This is a genomic window from Colwellia sp. BRX9-1 (assembly GCF_014077195.1).
Lineage (GTDB): Bacteria > Pseudomonadota > Gammaproteobacteria > Enterobacterales > Alteromonadaceae > Colwellia_A.
Genome location: NZ_JACGVM010000003.1, coordinates 125,337 through 144,893, shown reverse-complemented (window position 1 = coordinate 144,893; position 19,557 = coordinate 125,337). Strand labels below are relative to the sequence as shown.

Sequence of the window (19,557 nt, the reverse complement as noted above, 5' to 3'; positions counted from 1 at the left end):
ATTACTGGAGCAACAAAATGAAAATTTCAACATTGATAAAATCTACCTTTGCGACTTCTGCCTTATTAGTTAGCAGTTTAAGTTTTGCAGCGAATATTGAAGTAAATGCCAATGGCAATGATTTAGCGATTAAAGGCTATGATACGGTATCTTATTTTACTAAAGGCTCACCAACGAAAGGCTCAGATCAATTCACTGCAGCTTACAACGGCGCTATTTACCAGTTTTCTACGGCAGATAACCGTGACCTTTTTAAATCTGAGCCAAGTAAATATGCACCACAGTACGGTGGTTTCTGTGCCTTTGGCGTTACGATGAATAAAAAATTTGATACCGATCCGATGGCCTGGCATATCCGTGGTGACAAATTATATTTAAACCTCAATAAAGACGTGCAAAAAAAATGGGTAACAGATATTCCGGGTTATATTGAAACCGCTCAGACTAATTGGACCGATATTAAAGGGTTAACAGAAGCGCAAATTGAAAAAATTTACGACTAATACTCACCCATTAGGTAAGGCTTGATGATGAAACAACTAACATTAGATGACTCAATTGATGATCTATTATCTCAGCATCAATATTCACTGTTATATTTTACTGCTTCATGGTGTGGACCTTGTAAAACAATGTCTCCTATTGTTGAAGGAGCCTCTGATCTGATGAAAAATAGATTTAACACGATTAAAATTGATGTCGATAGTATGGCAAGTGTAGCTGCTGATTATGGTATACGTAGTGTACCCACGCTGATGTTGGTGAATAATAGTGCAATTATTGACCAGCGTGTAGGTGGCTTACCACAACAACAATTAATACAATGGTTAGAGCAACGGATCTAGTTGCTCATTTAAACAATAATAGGATAAATGATGAATAATAAATTATTAGTAAGTGCAGCACTAGCTGCAGTAATTTCGACAGGTATTGTTGCACCAGCAGAAGCAGCAGATAAGAAAGAAAAATGTTATGGCGTAGCAAAAGCGGCACAAAACGATTGTGCAAATTTAGCGGGTACCCATTCATGTGCCGGTCAGTCAAAGGTTGATAACGATAAAGGTGAATGGAAGCTAGTAACTAAAGGTACTTGCTCAACACTTGGCGGACTATCAAAAGCAGATGCTAAAAAGCTTTATAAAGCAACGAAAGGCGCTTAAATAATGAGTATGTCGGTATTCAACAGTAATGTAATGATAGGCGTTGGTCTAAGGCACCCTCATTTTACCGACATACTAACTCAGCCCAAACAGGTTGATTTTATTGAAGTACATTCGGAGAACTTTTTTGGTCAAGGCGGCGCTGCGTTATCTGTACTTAAACAAGTTAGAGAGAAATACCCAGTTAGTTTGCATTCAACGTCAATGGGGCTTGGCTCTGCACAGAACATTCCGCAGCATTACTTGGATCGTTTGAAAAAATTAACGGAAAATATTGACCCATTTCTTATGTCTGAACATGCCTGTTTTACTTGGGGACAGCAACAAGGGCAAGTTATTCACAGTGGTGATCTGTTACCGATTGCCCATACTCAGCAGACGTTAGCCTCGATGTGTGAACAAGTTGAAAAAGTACAAGATTTTTTAGGGCGAGAACTTATCATTGAAAATGTTTCTGCTTATATAAAGTTTGATGAAAGCCATCTTTCAGAGGCTGAATTTTTAACACAGCTCTATCAACGTACGGGGGCAAAAATATTATTAGATATTAATAATATTGCCGTTAATAGTGTAAATTTTGATAACGGCGATATTCAGCAATCTATAGCTGATTATATTAATGAATTACCCGTGGCGAGTGTGGCACAAATTCACTTAGCCGGTTGTAGCATACCTTTGGTGGGAGAGTTAACCATTGATGATCATGCTTGCCCCGTTTCTGATGAAGTTTGGTTAGGCTATAAAAAAGCGCTAACCCGTTTTGGGGCACTGCCAACACTCATTGAATGGGACAGCGATTTGCCCGAGTGGTCAGTACTGGTTGCTGAAGCTAAAAAAGCGCGTGATATTGCCCATGCGGTATTAGTGAGAAAGAGCACATGAGTGAACAACCTGAAACTGAGCTAAGCATTAATGAACCAGGTAGAAATGAACCCAATAAAAGTCTCCAGCAAACATTGCTAGACGTTATTTGGCATGAAGGTTCAACCGTTTTAGAACAATGTGGTTTTGACGCTAAAGGTATTACTGTTTATCGACGAAACCTACTGGCTAACGCTCAACGAGCATTGACGATTAGTTTTCCAACAGTATTTGAATTGTTAGATAGTGATATTGGCGAAGACCTAGTTTATCAATTTTTAAGGAGATCGCCACCAGACCAAGGCGACTGGGCTCTATGGGGAGAAAATTTTTCTCACTTTTTAGAAACAACAAAAATAGCTATGATTTATCCTTATATTTCTGATTGTTCTGCTCTAGATTGGCACATTCATTGTGCATTAAATGGTCGTGATCAGACCTTGGTACAAACGTCATTGCAAGTGCTTGGTGAAAGTGAACCTAAGGATATTTTTATTGAATTTAATCAGAATGTGCGCGTGTTGAAAACAGCATTTCCATTAGAAGATATTTTTTATGCACACCATCATGAAGATGAACTTCAACGAAAAATGGCAATGAATAATGCAAAGCAAGCACTATTAGTAAAACCTTTAGAACAATTTGTGATGGTTTACCGTCCTGAATATCAGCCAAAAGTAACAACATTAACTATAAATGAAGGTCTTTTTATCAATGACTTACTGGCTGGTAAATCATTAGAACAAGCCCTTAATGCAGTAAATCATGACAACGAATTTTCATTTGAACAATGGCTGATTAGTGCTATTGAACGTAACTTAATTTATTATTTTAAAGAGAAATAACCATGGATACTTTACAAAATCTATTATTACAAACCAGCCTTTTTTATCGTAATGTTGCCAGTAAAATTAGTATGTTAGAACCCGTCGCATTGTTAGCTGCGCGTTTTTATGTTGCTTGGGCCTTTTTCGCCTCTGGACTAACGAAGCTCAGAGATTGGGAGAGTACACTGATGTTATTTGAATATGAATATCAAGTACCTGTACTACCGTTTGAATTAGCCGCTTATTTAGGTACGGGTGCAGAAATTATTTTACCCTTGTTATTAATGGCTGGATTAGCGAGTCGATTTTCTGCTTTAGGTTTGTTTTTTGTTAATATTGTTGCTGTGATAAGTTTAGAAGATATTGCGCCAGTCGCCTATGCTGAACATGTATTATGGGGAGTATTACTCGCATTGGTTGTTATCTTTAATGGTGGACGCTTTGCATTAGACCGACTTGTTGAAAAACAGTTATTCAATGGCAAAGTTTCAACAGTCTCATAGGTAATTTATTTAGCTATAATCATCAATGATAAGTAATACAGGGAAATATTTGTAATGACTATACCTATTCCTCATCGCCCGAGCGGTTTCCTTCTTGGTGATGCAGCGGCACTCATTACTCTTGATGCTTTTATTGATATTCAATGCCCACATTCTCGCACTATCTGGCCAACGTTACTGGCAGTGTCTAAACATTATAAAGATAAGCCTGTCAGTCTTAGAGTGCATTTAATCACCCTTAGCAATCACCGACAGGCTTGGGATATGAGTTTAGGGCTATTTGCGTTAGCACAGGGTGACGCCAGTAAATTTTATGATTTCACAACATTTATATTTGAACGACAAGCACAATTTTATAATGATAAGTTTTTACATAAGTCTCACTATGATTTAATTCAATTGATAGCCGATTTTTCTGAAGAGCATGCCAGTGTAGACCGCGAAAAATTTATTAACAGCATGAATAATAACGATACTTACATCCAGGCTCGTACTCCTATTCGTTATGCTGCCACCAAGGCTGTATGGGCAACACCAACATTATTTATAAATAATGCTGGTAAAGTACCGTTAGATCACCAATCAAGGTTAACCGACTGGCAAGCGGTTATCGACCCACTGTTGCTTACTTAACGTCATCTACGTATAGCACGTAAGTTAACGCCGTTAATTAACACACCGGAGAGAACCGATGAGAAAAAAAGTAGAATTTCCTAGCCAAGGTCAATATCTAGCAGGTTTGTTAGAAACGCCTGATCAAAAAACTCGAGCCTATGTACTTTTTGCCCACTGTTTTACTTGTGGTAAAGATATAGCGGCAGCATCACGTATTAGTCGATTTTTGGTGCAACATGGTTTTGCCGTTTTTCGTTTTGACTTCACTGGCTTAGGAAATAGTGACGGTGATTTTGCCAATACTAATTTTTCATCCAATACTGAAGATTTACTGTCAGCCGCTCACTTCCTTGAAAAAAATTATCAAGCTCCTCAACTTTTAATAGGTCATAGTCTTGGTGGCGCGGCTGTTTTAGCTATGGCTTCACAACTTCCAAAAGTTAAAGCCGTAGTAACGATTGGTGCCCCATATGAGGTAAGCCATGTTATACATAACTTTGATGCACACCTTGATAAAATTGAACAAAGCGGTTCGGCGAAAGTGAGTTTAGGTTCTCGTGAATTTACAATTAAGAAGCAATTTTTGGATGATTTACGTAATCAAACGACAGAACATATACAACACTTGAATAAAGCTTTATTGGTCTTACACTCTCCGATTGATTTAACCGTAGATATCGCAGATGCAGAGAAAATCTACAAAGCGGCAAAACACCCTAAAAGTTTTGTTAGCCTAGATACCGCTGATCACCTTTTATCCAAATCAATTGATAGTGAATATGTTGCTCAAACAATTTCAGGGTGGGCGAGTCGTTATCTTCCCGCGCCTGAAATCTCGACTGCTAACATTACAAAGGGACATGTTTTGGTTGCTGAGCTTGATCACAAATTTCAGCAGGAAGTTTTTAGTGATAGCCATCACTGGTATGCGGATGAACCGACTCAGTCAGGTGGGAAGAATTCAGGTCCAGATCCCTATGAACATTTACTTGCTGCTCTAGGTACTTGCACGGCAATGACCATCCGTATGTATGCCGACCACAAAAAAATTCCGCTTCAGCACGTTGAAGTTTCTTTATCCCACGAGCGTAATTATTTAAATGATGCAGACAAAGCGTCAGAGCATGATGAAAAGATAGAATCATTACTTCGCAAAGTTCAGTTGTTTGGGCCGTTAAGTGATAATGAAAAAAAACGATTAATGGAAATAGCTGACCGTTGTCCTGTGCATCGAACATTGCACAATAATCCGCAAATATTAACGGTATTGATTGATGGTTAGGCTAATCTATCTAAGTTTATGTATCTAAGTTTATCTACCTAAGATTAATGCCATTAAATGGTCACACCGATGACTCATAACTTGTTACCGAGTAATTAGTCATGAGTCAGGCACCAAAAGCTAAAGGTGTTGTCTTGTGTCTCTTCAGGCTGACTTATTTGATTGGTGTTATATTTACCAATAAAAAAATCATAAGGTATATAGCAATAGCCTTTGTCGCCAAATTCTTCACCCCATGAATTTCTAACAATAAAGTGCTGCGCGGCATCATTATATCCAACCGCTAGTAAGGCATGACCACCGAGCCTAATTTCATTTTGGGAAGGCATAGTAAAAATACCACTCGCCGGTGTTAAATAAAAACTTCTCGGTACCATCATGCCAAAAATAACAGGAAAGCCTTTCGACAAAGACATTTTTAGGTCTAGCAAACCGTTATCTAGGGTTAATTTGCAATAACGGTTGATTATATGTTTTTTTGCTTGTGTGAGAGCCTGCATAGAGGGGCTTTGTGAAATAGCAGCATGTAATTCGGTTTCATTGTCTTTTAGTGCTTTTGCTATCGCTGCTGTAATTTCTGCAACGCTGCCTGTCCTAATAATATTTTTAATGCTTTTGGGTAATGTTGTTTCAGGATAAGGCCAAGAGACTTCTGAACAAATGCCGTTTTTAAACAAAGATTTAATTCCGTTACGAATAAAAACAGGGGCATTTAAATCAACTTTACCTTCTATTACGCGCTCATTGTAGTAAATGAACATTTGTGAAGCATCGATATTACTGATGTTCTCATTAATAAAAGGCTGATTATCTTTGACTAAATAAAGTTCAGCCGCTACTGCAATAGCACAGGCTGAACATGAATTAAGTAAGCCTTGGTTAATTATCTCAGAGGTAAGACTCTTGCGTAAATCTACCATAGGGAGAATATCTTCAGCCATTTGCTCTTTTAATTTAATTGGGCAAGTTATATGGCTGTACTGGGGCGATTTGTCACCGTGATGCAGACAAAATTGGTGATCACGATGATCATGGATATCAGGTTGTATGGTTCTTTTATGCAAGGCTTCCATGTCTTTTTTAACTTTATAAACAATAACAATGACTAAAGATACAATATTTGTTTTGTTAGGTCGATAAAAGTGTACAAACTTTGTCTCTTTATACAAAAGAGATTAAAGGAAGCGAAAAATAATTTTAGTTGTTAATATATCGTTTAATTAAATTTAATAAGACTTGTCTCTTTCATGCTTTCAACTATCTACTTGATCAATATGCCGTATTCTTCAATTACTCGGCCTTCTCTAGCACTGGGGCTTATTGAAAATTATATTAATAAATATGGTCACCAAGTAGAAACAATATATGGCAATGTTGAATTCTCGACACAAATTGGCCTTGAACTTTATGATCAAATAGACAACTCTTTTTTTGAACATCTCATTGGCGAATGGACATTTTCTCGTGGTGCTTTTCCGGACAAAAAACGTGATGACGACGGTTTCTTTGGGCTATTCACTGATTTGACCGACATCATAAAACAGCAACTTTTATCCACTAGAAATAAAGCGGAACAATATATTGCTGAATTAGCTGATCGCATCCTAGCAGACTCACCCAAAGTCGTAGCCTGTACTTCTACCTTCCAACAAAATTGTGCCTCTTTGGCGTTACTACGCATAATCAAAGAAAAAAATAGCAATGTAGTAACAATGATGGGAGGGGCAAATTGTGAAAGTATTATGGGGCAAACCATCAGTGAGTCTTTTCCGTGGGTTGATTACGTTTTTTCAGGTGAGTGTGACGACGTTATCGGTAAGTTCATTGATAAGCTGATGCGTAATGAATTTATTGGCACGCATAACTTACCGCATGGTTTTATTTGCCAAAAAAATAATGACTTATTGCTCTCACAAAACAAGGTGTCAACCAAGCCACCACGTGGTTATATTGAAGATATGGCTCAGGTAGGTATCCCCATTTACGACAGCTATTTTAGTACGTTAAATCATTTAGATTTAACGGCAAGTATTCATCCGGGGTTGTTAGCTGAAACCTCGAGAGGATGCTGGTGGGGAGCCAAAAAGCATTGCACCTTTTGTGGCTTAAACGGTGTTAGCATGACGCATCGCTCAAAGTCTTCGTCAGCAGTATTAGCTGAATTTGAGGAGCTTCATCAAAAATACAACATTAATAAATTAGAAATTGTTGATAATATTTTACCGATGGAATACATGAAAACAGTGCTACCTGCATTAAGTAAGGAACAAAAATATAATATTTTTTATGAAACAAAGTCTAACCTGAAAAAAGAGCATGTCGCTCAACTAGCTGATGCTGGGGTAAAATGGATACAACCTGGCTTTGAAAGTTTACACGACGATTTTTTAAAGCTCGTTGCTAAAGGTGCTACAGGTATTCAAAATGTTTCTGCACTTAAATGGAGCTTAAATTTTGGTGTGAGGGTTTCATGGAATTTGTTATGTGGAGCGCCAAATGAAAAAGACCATTGGTATGATGAAATGGCAGAAATACTGCCGCTTATTATGCACTTACAACCACCTTATCATGAATTGATTAAAATACGCTATCCGCGCTTTAGCCCTTATTTTAAAGACCCTAAAAAGTACGGCCTAACGCTTGAACCATTACAAAGTTATCAGTATATTTATCCTTTAACAGAGAATGAACTTGCTAATATCGCCTATTTTTTTGATGATAAATCAACAAAAGATCAAGCTGTTTTTAGTTTAACTGTTGGTAATGTTCACAATGTAGCGGGTCATAAGTTACTACAAGAGCAAGTTACACTATGGTCACAGCAGTGGAGTGGTAGCTCAGTACCCTTACTTTATATGAGCGACCAAGGCGAAAATATTGTTGTTATTGACACCCGTAAAGTGGCTACTAACGTTACCCATCAATTATCAGGTTTAACAGCATGTATTTACAGATTATGTGAAGAGCCAGTGTCAAAAAGTCGTTTGATCAGTAAGTTAGCCGAGTTAGCACTCCCTAATGATGACATCAACGTGAATAAAGCATTAGCAATACTGATAAAAAATAAATTGTTGCTATCATTAAGTCACTGTTATTTAGCACTTGCATTAAAAGGGAAAACGCCAAAATTACCCGATGTAAAAGATTATCCTTCAGGATATTTGAATTTAGATAAAGCAGCAAAGGCGGTTGCCATCGAGTGAGTGGATATAAAAAACAGTTACCAAATTATGTGAAAAATAATCAGATAAATACTTTTCTTACCACAAAGAATAATAACGAACCTTGATATTAAGTACTCGTTTTTTGTTGAACGGGTGCTACCCGACAAACATCTTCCATCACTAAAGCGACATAGCGATAAGTCTGAAAAGCACTTAGTTCCATCAATTTATATTGCTCTTGCGTTAATGGTAAAGCGTTTATCGTATCGATAATATCTTGCTTATGATGTGAATCAACTTTGGCATGATGCATTAAACTGTTAAAGCCTGCTGCCGGTAGACCTGAAGTTTCAATTAATGTTTCAACATATTCTACGGTAGGGTGGTTCACCTCTAAACAGGCCAAGTATCCCATAAAGGCAATCGGGTCAGCATGGCGGATCCAGTAATATTGTGAACCAATTAAGGCGGCTAAATTGGTTGAAGGTATTTTATTGATAACAGACTCTCTGGGCACCCCAAGTACTTCTAAGTCTTCTAAGCACCACTCGTCGTGATTAAGCTCTTCAGGAATATGTTGTTCCATGTAAGCAATAAGGGGTTTTGATATAGGGTCTTCAGGTCGTAATTTAGCGCAACGAATAACTTCTTTCATCAACTCTGTAGATGTCGTTGATATTTTATAATTTACGATGGCTTGTTCTATACAAACATCAGGGTAACAAGCAAGTTGAGTAAAAGTACTATTTACAGCCCCTGCTCGCATTTTCATTAACAAAAGGTTTGTATTTAAACGTTGATAATGAGTTAACGTATTCTTTTTTTCCATTAAACAATAACGCCAACAGGCTTATCATTGCCTTTGTTCGCACTTTTATGAATAGACTCTAATTGTGCAACTTCTTCTTTTGATAAACTATCGATGGCTTTTAGATGTTCATCACTTAGCTCTGCTTTGTTCACTACTCCAGCGTCATGTAGATGATCTGCGTTACTTTTATTATTAGACATATTTTTATCCTTAGATTAGAGGTATTATTTACCTTACTTTATACCAGTACATTGAAATAAAGCTGCAATAGCATAGTAATTAATTGAATTTCTTGTCAAGTGATAATTTTAATTATAACTTGTTGATGTCAAACTTTATATTTAAGCTACATACCAGCTTCCTTGAATCATTATTTATAAAAAGAAGAAACAAATGCGCTGCTTAATTCAATTACTTTCCCTCATCATATTATGTGCTACGTCGCTACACAGCTATGCAGAAAACTCGAAGTATAGTTTTGATCACTTCTCTCGCGACCAAGGGTTATCACAAGCATCAGTGCAAGCTCTTTATCACGATAAACAAGGCTTTATTTGGGCTGGTACTACTGATGGTCTTAATCGCTTTGATGGTTATCAATTTAAAGTGTACCGCAGCAATAGCGATAAACTTGATAGTTTATCTAATAATAATGTTTTATCGATTACCCAAGACAGCAATGAAAATTTATGGTTTGGAACAGTAAACGGTTTAAATAGGTTTAATAAAAGTACCGAGTTATTTACTACGTTTCTACATGACAACAAACAAAATAATAGTTTGAGTAACAATATTGTTCAATCATTAACTGCTGATAAGTTTGGCAGCGTATGGGTAGGCACCAAAAATGGATTAAATAAATTTAATGGCGAAAATTTTGTTCTATTCTCCCACCAGAGTGAAGAAAATAATGCCTTACGTAACAATATTCAAACTATTCTCGAAGATAGCAACAATGATTTATGGCTGGGTACTCAAGGTGGACTTAGTTTTTTTGATGTGAAAGCTAAGACGCTGAACGCTGTGAAAGTAGAGTTGAAAGAGCAAAGTATCACCAGCCTTTTCGAATATGACGATAATACATTATGGTTAGGCACTGAAAATGGTTTGTATTTATACCACAAGAAAAGTGGTTTGCTTAGTGATCACAACACATTAATTAATGAACTTGCTAGTAGCCATATTACCTCATTTTTATTACAGAATAATAAAGACTTATGGATAACGACTAGGAATAAGGGGCTTTATCGCTATAACCTCATCAGCAAAAGTATTGAGCACCTGCAATCAGACAAGAAAAACCCTGATAGCTTAATCGACAATGATATCAGAGCCATTATTAATGATAATGCAAATAACCTATGGATAGGTACATATATCAATGGTATTGATAAATATGACGTATCTAGAGAACAATTTAACCATACAGTACAAGATGTTACAAAAAATAATAACTTACAAGGTGGTGCTTTTTTTCACTTTTTGGAACACTCTACCGATAAATTATTAATTTCAACCTATCAATCAGGGTTAAATGAATATGACAAAACGACAGGCGAATATCATCAATATTTACATGATCCGACCAATAATAATAGCATAGGATCGAATACGGTTACTTGGTTAATCAATGATGAAAAACAAGGTGTTTGGGTGGGGACCGTTGGTGGCGGTTTAAATCTTTTTGATGTTAAAACAAAAGTTTTTACGCGCTTTATGCATAATCCTGATGATCCAAACAGTATTAGCCATAATAAAATACTACCTATTTTTCAAGAGAATGAGCATACTTTATGGATAGGTACTTGGGGGGGCGGTCTCAATAAATTTGATACGCGCACTAAAAAGTTTACTCGCTTTATGCACGATCCTAACAATATAAATTCTTTGTCAGGAAATAATATATGGGCGATACATAAAGACGATAAAGGCTTTCTTTGGCTCGGCACCATGTTTAGTGGCTTGAATAAGTTTGATCCTAAAACGAATACTTTTACGCACTTTAAGCACGACCCCAAAAATGACAATAGCCTTAGTAATCAATTTGTTGATGCAATTCATCAAACGAGTGACGGTATTTTATGGTTGGGGACTTCAAATGGTTTAAATAAATTTGACCCATTAACAGAAAAGTTCACCCATTATAAAGAAAAACATGGTCTTGCCAGTTCTACTATTTATGGCATCTTAGAAGATGAACAAGGTCACTTATGGTTGAGTACGACTAATGGCTTGTCACACTTTAATCCAGAAACAGAAAATTTTAAAAACTATGATGTTACCGATGGACTTCAATCAAAGGAGTTTGCCACACTTTCATATTATAAAAGCAAATCGGGTGAGTTGTTTTTTGGTGGTGTTAATGGTTATAACCATTTTTATCCACAAGATATTAAAGACGACACCAGATTACCCAACATTGTCCTAACCAATTTTTTGGTACATAACGAAACTGTTAAAGTGGGCTCATATGAAGAAAGTGGCAATAAAACTGAACAGCCATTTATGCTTGATGCCGTCATCAATGAATTAACACAACTAACGTTAACTCACCTTGAAAAACTGATCACTTTTGAATTTTCAGCTCTCCACTTTTCTGAGCCAATGAGTAATAAATATGCTTACACACTTGAAGGCTTTGATGAAAAATGGGTTTATACCGATGCAAAAAATCGCCGAGCCACTTACACCAATTTACCCGCAGGCGATTATGTCTTTCGGGTAAAAGCCAGTAATGGTGACGGCTACTGGAACGAACAAGGGAAGTCATTAAACGTTACGGTATTACCAGCGCCATGGCTTTCTTGGTGGGCGTTTACTTTTTATTTTATTGTCGGTATTGGCGCGCTAATCTCTTATATATATCGTTTGAATTACCAACGTTTAAAAGAGCAAGCCATTAATTTACGTTTAACCCGTGTTGATAAATTAAAAGATGAATTTTTAGCTAATACTTCCCATGAATTACGTACTCCTTTAAACGGTATTATTGGTTTAGCCGAGTCATTAATTGACGGTGTTGCTGGGCAGTTGCCGGAAAAAGCGAATCATGACCTATCCATGGTGGTGGCGAGTGGTCGACGGTTATCAAACTTAGTGAATGATATCTTAGATTTTTCAAAATTAAAAAATCATGGTTTACAAATACAGACCTCTGCAATTGATATTAACAGTATGGTTGATGTGGTCTTTACTTTATCTCGAGCCACATTAAAAACAAAAGACATTGAACTAATTAATAATATTGCTAAAGATTTCCCTGCGGTCAAAGCTGATGAGGACCGTTTGCAGCAAATTCTTTTTAATTTAGTTGGCAATGCGATTAAGTTTACCCCATCAGGTACAGTGACTATTTCTGCGCAATTAGTGGGCAATAGCCGTACTGATGAACAGCAATTTGTTTGTATTGATATCAGTGATACTGGGATTGGGATTGCAACAGAAAATTTGGCGACTATTTTTAAATCATTTGAACAAGTTACGGGTAACGAGACGCGTGCCGCAAGTGGCACAGGTTTAGGCTTAGCGGTTTCTAAACAGCTTGTTGAGTTACATGGCGGTACTATAACGGTAAGCTCGACACAGAATAAAGGCAGCATATTTAGCTTCACGCTTCCGATTTACGATATAAGTGATAGTGAATTAAGTGAACTTATCGCCGTGGGGGATGTAAACCATGAGCAAACTAAGCAACAGTTATCACGATTACAGGCCCTAGATGACACTATTGACTACTTTCCTGTTGATATTTTATCACCGAAAAATAGTACGACCAATAAGGAGAATAATGATTTTCGAGTATTAATCGTTGATGACGATCCGATTAACCGTCAAGTCTTAAATAACTATTTATTGCCACTGGATTATCAGCTTTTTCAAGCCCACGGTGGTGAGCAAGCTTTAGCGCTTATTGAACAAGCGAGTGAAGGCTTGTTGGCGGGGGAACGTCCGTTTGATTTAATTTTACTTGATATTATGATGCCAAAAATTTCAGGTTATGAAGTCTGTCGAAAACTTCGAGAAAAATATTCAGTTAATGAGTTACCGGTGATCTTTTTAACGGCTAAAAATCAAGTCGTTGACTTAGTTGAAAGTTTTTCTGCTGGCGGTAATGATTATTTAACTAAACCTATCTCAAAATACGAACTATTATCGCGTGTTGAAACGCATTTAACCTTGCTAGATATTAACCGCAGTTTAGAGACGAAAGTCGCTGAGCGTACCGTTGAACTCGAATATGCGATGCAAGCAAAAGGTGAGTTTTTGGCTAAAATGAGTCATGAAATTCGCACACCGATGAATGCTATTATCGGTTTAGGTTATTTAACGCTGAAAACGGATTTAAATCCCCATCAAAAAGACTTAATTAGCAAAACCCAAGACGCTTCTCAAGCGCTTTTAGGGCTAATTAACGATATTCTAGATTTCTCCAAAATTGAAGCCGGTAAAATGTCAGTAGAGTCGGTAACAATGAATATGGGTGGCTTAATTAAGAAAACCAATAATATTTGTGCGTTGCGTGCTCATGCTAAAGATTTAGAGCTTATTGTTAAAGTACATAGTGATGTGCCAAAGCATATCAAGTCTGATCCGGTTCGCCTGCAGCAAATTTTAGTTAACTTAGTGAGTAATGCTATTAAGTTTACCGAACAAGGACATATCCTTATTGAAGTCGGTCTGGCTAAACAGTCATTAATGGCTGATGATAGTAATCAGCTTACGCTTGAATTTAGTGTGAGTGATACAGGTATCGGTCTCGAACAATCAACAATGAATAACCTCTTTCAGTCGTTCACCCAAGCAGACAGTTCAATTACCCGAAAATTTGGTGGCACAGGTTTAGGCTTATCCATTTGTAAAGAGTTAAGTGGTTTGATGGGTGGTGAGATTTGGGTTGAGAGTACGTTAGGAAAAGGCAGTAAATTTAGCTTTAATATTGTCTGTGAAAAAAGCGATTTACCGGGCAATGAGCTGATAAATATTGACGCTATTAAAGGACTTAATATTTTAGTGGTGGATGATAATGAGCTTTGCTTGAATGTTATTACTGAGTTGTTACAAGAGTTTCATTGTGAAATTACCGCCGTAGCCAGCGCAGAAACAGCATTAGCATTGTTAGCAACGGCAAAAAGTAATCATAAATCTTATGACTTGGTTATTACTGATTGGCGTATGCCCAAAATGGACGGTATTGCTTTTGCTAAAGCGATACAAGATGATAAAAATCAATATAACGTTCGAGCAGTGTTAATGGTGACGGCATTTGATAAAAGTGATGCCATGCCGTTAGCACATTCATCGGGTATTGATGGCTTCTTAGAGAAACCTGTTAATGCCAGCTTGCTATTAGAGGCGATGATGGACGTATTGAAAATCTCCCCTGATGAAGACTTTTACAGCATAAAAAATGCAAGTTTAATGGACTTTTCAACAACTGACATATTATTAGTTGAAGATAATGAGTTAAACCAACAGGTTGTTTTAGGGTTTTTAGAAGATACCCAAGCGAATGTTGATGTTGCAGAAAATGGCCTTGTCGCCTTAGAGAAATTAGCCAATAAAAGTTATGACTTAGTTTTGATGGACATTCAAATGCCTGAAATGGATGGGGTAACGGCCACACAAGAAATTAGAAAACAAGCCCAATTTAAAAAGCTGCCTATTATTGCTATGACAGCTCACGCGATGCCAGATGAGCTCAATAAATGTTTGGCAGCCGGTATGAATGAATATTTCACTAAACCGATTGACCCTAACGCGTTATTTAGTTTAATGGCAAAATACTTAAGTGATAAAATTAATGCCGTGGTAAACAAATCTGTCGATATTAAAGAGCAAAATATTGATATTACTGAGTTGATTTCGGATAACCCCGAAAAAACATTAATGGATCGCATTGCACAACTGAGTTGCTTAAACAGTAAGAAAGCCTTGCAGGCGATGGGTGGCAGACAGCATATTTATCAAAAACTCGTTATCGACTTTCATAAAAGTACCCTAAAAATTCCTCAAAAAATAGAGCAAGCTTACCAAGATAAAGACGTTGAAAGTTTATATCGCATGGTTCATTCTTTGAAATCTAATGCCGCTTACATTGGTGCCTTCTGTTTAGCTGAGTTATCAGCAGAGCTAGAAGGAAAAATAAAAGAGCAACCTGAGAACTGTTTATCACTCATGAGACAACTGATAACAGAACACCAGAAGATATTATCAGCCTTAGCGACCTTGACTAATAGCAATACAGATTTATTAAGTGATGAGCCTAAAAAGGCCATTAACAAAGAGTTACTACTCGTACTGTTAAATTCTATTGTCGACTTACTTAAAAAAGAAGATGCAGAAGTCGAAGACTTATTACCGCAGTTACTCGAATATACCCGAGGAAGTGATCTCGTTGAACTTGTTGATAATATTGTCGAATTAGTTGAAGATATCGAATACGCTAGCGCATTAAACCGTATCGAAGCATTAAGGAATAAACTTGTCTATTAGTCGGCTCAAGGGCAAGTGAGTATTAGTGGGTCAAGTTTGGCTTGATTATTATCTGTTTTAAAAGAAAAAAGTTGATAGCGGAAAATGAAAACTTTAGAGCAAATCATTTTAATTGTCGATGACGATAAAGCAAACCGTAAAATGCTAAAAGAGTTGTTGCAGGAACAAGCAAAAATTATTTTTGCGAAAAATGGTAAACAAGCCAGAGAACTTGCTAGAAAACATCTTCCTGATCTTATCTTATTAGATGTGATTATGCCTGATATTTCTGGTTTTGAGGTCATCGATTCTTTGAAAAATGACCCTAAGACAATCAATATTTCGGTCATTTTTATCACAGGTTTAGCTAATGATGATGATGAAGAGCGTGGTTTTAATTTAGGCGGCTGTGATTATATCTATAAGCCCTTTAAACCCAACATTGTTATTGCTCGCGTGATGATGCATTTAGAATTAATTCGTCAACGTAAAATGTTAGATGAAATTGCTCATATTGACGCCTTAACAGGGGTTAATAACCGGCGTAAGATGGATCTTGTTTTAAAAGATGAAGTTGCAGCAAATAAATATGAGCATACCAATTTACTCGTGGCAATTCTCGATATAGATTACTTTAAACAATATAATGATGGCTACGGTCATGGCGCTGGCGATGTTGCTTTAAGGCAAGTCGGACAGGCGCTTCGTGAAATCTGTGTAAGACCACGAGACTTTATCGCACGCTATGGTGGTGAAGAATTTGTGCTCATCTTACCTGATTGTGATAAAGCGGGCGCTGAAATTATGCTCAGTAATATTGCTCAAGCGATCAAAGATAAAAAAATCAAACATCAGTATTCTAGTGTGTCGCCACAATTAACAGTCAGTGTTGGTGCTGTGGTGGTTAAGTCATCTCAGTCTGTTGTTGTCGCGAATGTTATGAAAAAAGCGGACAGTTTACTCTATCAGGCGAAAAACAATGGCCGTAATCAATACTGTCTTGCTGAGCTGAGCTGAACGAACTAGGCAAATTATTTATCAACAGCGCCGGATGTTAGTTAATTTTTAGCCAAGTGATAAAACACCCATGGCGTTATAATTTAATCACTGTCTTGCTGAGCTGAACGAGCTAGGCAAATTGTTTATCAACAGCGCCGGATGTTAGTTGATTTTTAGCGCAAGTGATAAAACACCCATGGCGTTATAATTTAATCACTGTCTTGCTGAGCTGAACGAACTAGGCAAATTGTTTATCAACAGCGCCAAATTTTTGTTAACTTTTGGCGCAAGAGATAAAAAACATTTGGCATTATCATTTAATCACTGGCTAATCTTTTGCCTTTTCAGAAATAGTGACAGATACTTCTATTAACTGTTTCTTTCGTATTAATTTAAAAGGTAATACGGTGCCAGGTTGAGTTTCAGCCACAATATCTTGTGCTTGTATAAATGAACTAATGGCGACATTATTAATCTGGTAAACGATATCACCCGGTTGTAAGCCAGCTCTAAAGGCAGGGCTGTTCTTTTCAACGCCAGCAATAGTAAAACCTTTAAAGTTGTTTGGTAGCGAGTTGATACTTACGCCTAAGTAGCCACGTATGACCCGACCATTAGCAATTATTTTTCTCATCACTTTATGGGCGAGTGAATAAGGAACGGCGAAAAATATTCCCTGAATATTCCTTTCTGTATCAATGAACTTTCTTGAATTAATACCTACCAGCTCGCCATTAGTATTGATAAGCGCGCCGCCGGAATTACCATCATTAATGGCCGCGTCCATCTGTAATAATTCTAAATAATTAATGACACTTAAACCGCTACGACCTGTGGCACTTATCACGCCTTGAGTCACTGTTTGTCCTAAATTTAGTGGATTACCTATCGCTAAAACCACATCACCAGCAAGTGATTGTAAATCAGCTCTTTGTGGAATAACCGGTAGGTTCGCTGTGTCTACTTTAAGGACGGCTAAATCAGTATAAGTATCATAACCAATAAGTTCTGCAGGAAAACGTTGGCCATTTTGCAGATCAACATTAATTAAATCAGCATTTTGTACGACGTGAAAATTAGTTAATATATATCCGTTAGAATCCATGATAACCCCAGAACCTAAGCGGGTAGATCTTCTTGCTTTTGCACCATAGACAGGGCTAGTGCTTATATCTTCTGAATAGATGTTAACAACAGCAGGACTGGCGGTACTTACTGCTTTTGCATAAGATAATGGTTGTTGTTGTGGTTGATTGTTTTGTAGTACTTGCAAAGTGTTGTTGCGTAACTCTGGCACTAATAGAAGTAAAGTGACAGCTAACATCACGCCATAACTGGCTGGACGAACAATGTATTTTATTAGGTTTATTATGTTCAAAATTAATTTTTATGATGAGTGTTTAATATCGCTAGCATAGCATAGGTCTGCTTTAATCTTATAGTTTGAAAAATAAAAAAGGCTCATAAAGAGCCTTTAGATAAGTCCATTATCACCCTTGCGGTGTTAGCGGATCATTAAAAATAATGTGCTATTACCCCTGACAATATTGAGCGCAAAAACCCCTTTGTTATCATTTAAGTAACTGCGTAATTCACCTATAGACTTTATACGCGTGCGGTTTATTCCGCTGATCACGTCACCTCTTTGTAAACCAATAGCGGCGGCGGGACTTTCTTCTTCGACTGACTTAATATCAATACCTTGATCATTCGTACTATTTTCAAGCTCAGCGCCATCTAACATTCTGTGAATGCTTGCGGCCTCTACTTTTGCTGTTTCTTGTTTTTTAAGCGTAACGTCATAAGTCTTTTCTGAGCCGTCTTTTTTGATGACCGTTAATTCAACAGACTTGCCTGCGCCAATTGAGCCAATCTTTCCTCGAATGGCGGCAAACGTTTTTACCACTTTTCCGTTCACTTTGGTAATAACATCACCAGACTCAATGCCGGCATCGGCAGCAGCAGAATCAGCAACGACTTGCTCGATAAAGCCACCTTGGCTCGACTCGAGTTCTAGTGCCTTGGCGATTTCACCATTGACACTTCGGCCTAACACGCCAAGTACACCACGGCGAACTTCGCCGAACTCAATCAATTGTCTAACAATGTTATCGACCATATTACTGGGTATGGCAAAGCCAATACCCACATTGCCACCATTAGGGCCTAATATCGCCGTATTAATGCCAACAAGTTTACCGTGTAAGTTAATGAGTGCACCACCTGAATTACCGCTGTTGATAGCAGCATCAGTTTGAATAAAGTCTTCGTAATTCTGCGCGTTTAATCCGCTACGTCCTAAAGCACTTATAATACCTGAAGTGACGGTTTGCCCCAAACCAAAAGGGCTACCAATGGCAACAGCAAAATCTCCAACTCGTATATCATCTGAGTCAGCTAATTTTACTTCAATTAAATCTTCAGCGTCTATTTGTAGTAAAGCGATATCACTACTGGCATCGGAGCCAATTCTCTTGGCGGTGATTTGACGACCGTCTTTTAACGTTATTTGAATTTCATCAGCTTCATTGATGACATGATTATTAGTGACTATGTAGCCTTGTGCAGCATCAATAATGACCCCTGAGCCTAAACCTCGAAATTCACGTTTTCTTGCTTGGTTTTGTTGAGGATTACCAAAGAAAAACTTTAAAGCATCTGGTACTTTAGATTTATCTTCGTGGGTACCAGTAACCGAAATTAGCACGACACCCGGAGTAACCTTCTCTAGCATCGGCGCTAAACTTGGCAACTGTTGACCACTAACGGAAAAAGGTAAATTGGCTTGGACGGGCAAACTTGCCACGGCAATAGAGCCGGAAAGAAGAATACTTGTTGCTAAAACAGACAGTTTTTTCATAAAA

16 protein-coding genes are annotated in these 19,557 nt (G+C 37.4%); 11 read left to right on the top strand and 5 right to left on the bottom strand.

Going from position 1 to position 19,557, the window contains the following annotated elements; genetic code table 11:
• The first annotated feature begins 17 nt into the window (after positions 1-17).
• The 8 genes from H4J76_RS04995 to H4J76_RS04960 are packed head-to-tail and all read left to right on the top strand — an operon-like array spanning position 18 to position 5,248.
• Positions 18-503, top strand: coding sequence for a YHS domain-containing (seleno)protein (locus H4J76_RS04995; RefSeq protein ID WP_070375769.1), 486 nt, complete (start codon positions 18-20; stop codon positions 501-503).
• Between the two features lie 24 nt (positions 504-527).
• Positions 528-845, top strand: coding sequence for a co-chaperone YbbN (locus H4J76_RS04990; protein WP_182213710.1), 318 nt, complete (start codon positions 528-530; stop codon positions 843-845).
• Positions 846-875: 30 nt separating this feature from the next.
• Positions 876-1,160, top strand: coding sequence for a DUF2282 domain-containing protein (locus tag H4J76_RS04985; protein WP_070375771.1), 285 nt, complete (start codon positions 876-878; stop codon positions 1,158-1,160).
• 3 nt (positions 1,161-1,163) lie between these two features.
• Complete coding sequence (locus H4J76_RS04980; protein ID WP_259364678.1) at positions 1,164-2,042, top strand: DUF692 domain-containing protein; 879 nt, start codon at positions 1,164-1,166, stop codon at positions 2,040-2,042.
• Positions 2,039-2,866, top strand: coding sequence for a putative DNA-binding domain-containing protein (locus H4J76_RS04975; RefSeq protein WP_182230203.1), 828 nt, complete (start codon positions 2,039-2,041; stop codon positions 2,864-2,866). The genes H4J76_RS04980 and H4J76_RS04975 overlap by 4 nt, the downstream gene beginning before the upstream one ends.
• A gap of 2 nt (positions 2,867-2,868) precedes the next feature.
• Positions 2,869-3,351 carry a DoxX family protein gene (locus H4J76_RS04970; protein WP_182221756.1) on the top strand — a complete coding sequence of 161 codons (483 nt, stop codon included), beginning with the start codon at positions 2,869-2,871 and terminating at the stop codon, positions 3,349-3,351.
• Between the two features lie 54 nt (positions 3,352-3,405).
• Positions 3,406-3,984, top strand: a complete 579-nt coding sequence (locus tag H4J76_RS04965; RefSeq protein WP_182221757.1) for a thioredoxin domain-containing protein — start codon at positions 3,406-3,408, stop codon at positions 3,982-3,984.
• 58 nt (positions 3,985-4,042) lie between these two features.
• Positions 4,043-5,248: a bifunctional alpha/beta hydrolase/OsmC family protein gene (locus H4J76_RS04960; protein WP_182230202.1), complete on the top strand. Its 1,206-nt coding sequence runs from the start codon at positions 4,043-4,045 to the stop codon at positions 5,246-5,248.
• Between the two features lie 95 nt (positions 5,249-5,343).
• On the opposite strand, the gene H4J76_RS04955 is transcribed toward H4J76_RS04960, so the two are convergent.
• The gene (locus H4J76_RS04955) at positions 5,344-6,321 is read right to left on the bottom strand and encodes a C1 family peptidase (protein WP_182230201.1); all 978 of its coding nucleotides are present in this window, start codon (positions 6,319-6,321) and stop codon (positions 5,344-5,346) included.
• Positions 6,322-6,495: 174 nt separating this feature from the next.
• Between H4J76_RS04955 and H4J76_RS04950 the strand changes: the two genes are divergently transcribed.
• Entirely contained in the window at positions 6,496-8,451 is a 1,956-nt protein-coding gene (locus H4J76_RS04950; protein ID WP_182230200.1) for a RiPP maturation radical SAM C-methyltransferase, read from the top strand.
• An 88-nt stretch (positions 8,452-8,539) separates the two neighbouring features.
• Here H4J76_RS04950 and H4J76_RS04945 read toward each other — a convergent pair whose 3' ends face one another.
• A complete protein-coding gene (locus tag H4J76_RS04945) occupies positions 8,540-9,241 on the bottom strand; it encodes an iron-containing redox enzyme family protein (protein ID WP_182221761.1) in 702 nt (233 codons plus the stop codon).
• On the bottom strand, positions 9,241-9,423 hold the full coding sequence (locus tag H4J76_RS04940) for a hypothetical protein (RefSeq protein ID WP_182213698.1): 183 nt from the start codon (positions 9,421-9,423) through the stop codon (positions 9,241-9,243). The genes H4J76_RS04945 and H4J76_RS04940 overlap by 1 nt, the downstream gene beginning before the upstream one ends.
• 193 nt (positions 9,424-9,616) lie before the next feature.
• Between H4J76_RS04940 and H4J76_RS04935 the strand changes: the two genes are divergently transcribed.
• Positions 9,617-15,715 (top strand): response regulator, encoded by a 6,099-nt coding sequence (locus tag H4J76_RS04935; RefSeq protein ID WP_182230199.1) that lies wholly within the window; start codon positions 9,617-9,619, stop codon positions 15,713-15,715.
• Between the two features lie 84 nt (positions 15,716-15,799).
• Positions 15,800-16,711: a diguanylate cyclase domain-containing protein gene (locus H4J76_RS04930; RefSeq protein ID WP_182230198.1), complete on the top strand. Its 912-nt coding sequence runs from the start codon at positions 15,800-15,802 to the stop codon at positions 16,709-16,711.
• 310 nt (positions 16,712-17,021) lie between these two features.
• Here H4J76_RS04930 and H4J76_RS04925 read toward each other — a convergent pair whose 3' ends face one another.
• Both H4J76_RS04925 and H4J76_RS04920 read right to left on the bottom strand, forming a co-directional pair.
• Positions 17,022-18,071 carry a trypsin-like peptidase domain-containing protein gene (locus H4J76_RS04925; protein WP_220465261.1) on the bottom strand — a complete coding sequence of 350 codons (1,050 nt, stop codon included), beginning with the start codon at positions 18,069-18,071 and terminating at the stop codon, positions 17,022-17,024.
• Positions 18,072-18,197: 126 nt separating this feature from the next.
• Entirely contained in the window at positions 18,198-19,553 is a 1,356-nt protein-coding gene (locus H4J76_RS04920; protein WP_182221764.1) for a Do family serine endopeptidase, read from the bottom strand.
• Positions 19,554-19,557 lie beyond the last annotated feature (4 nt).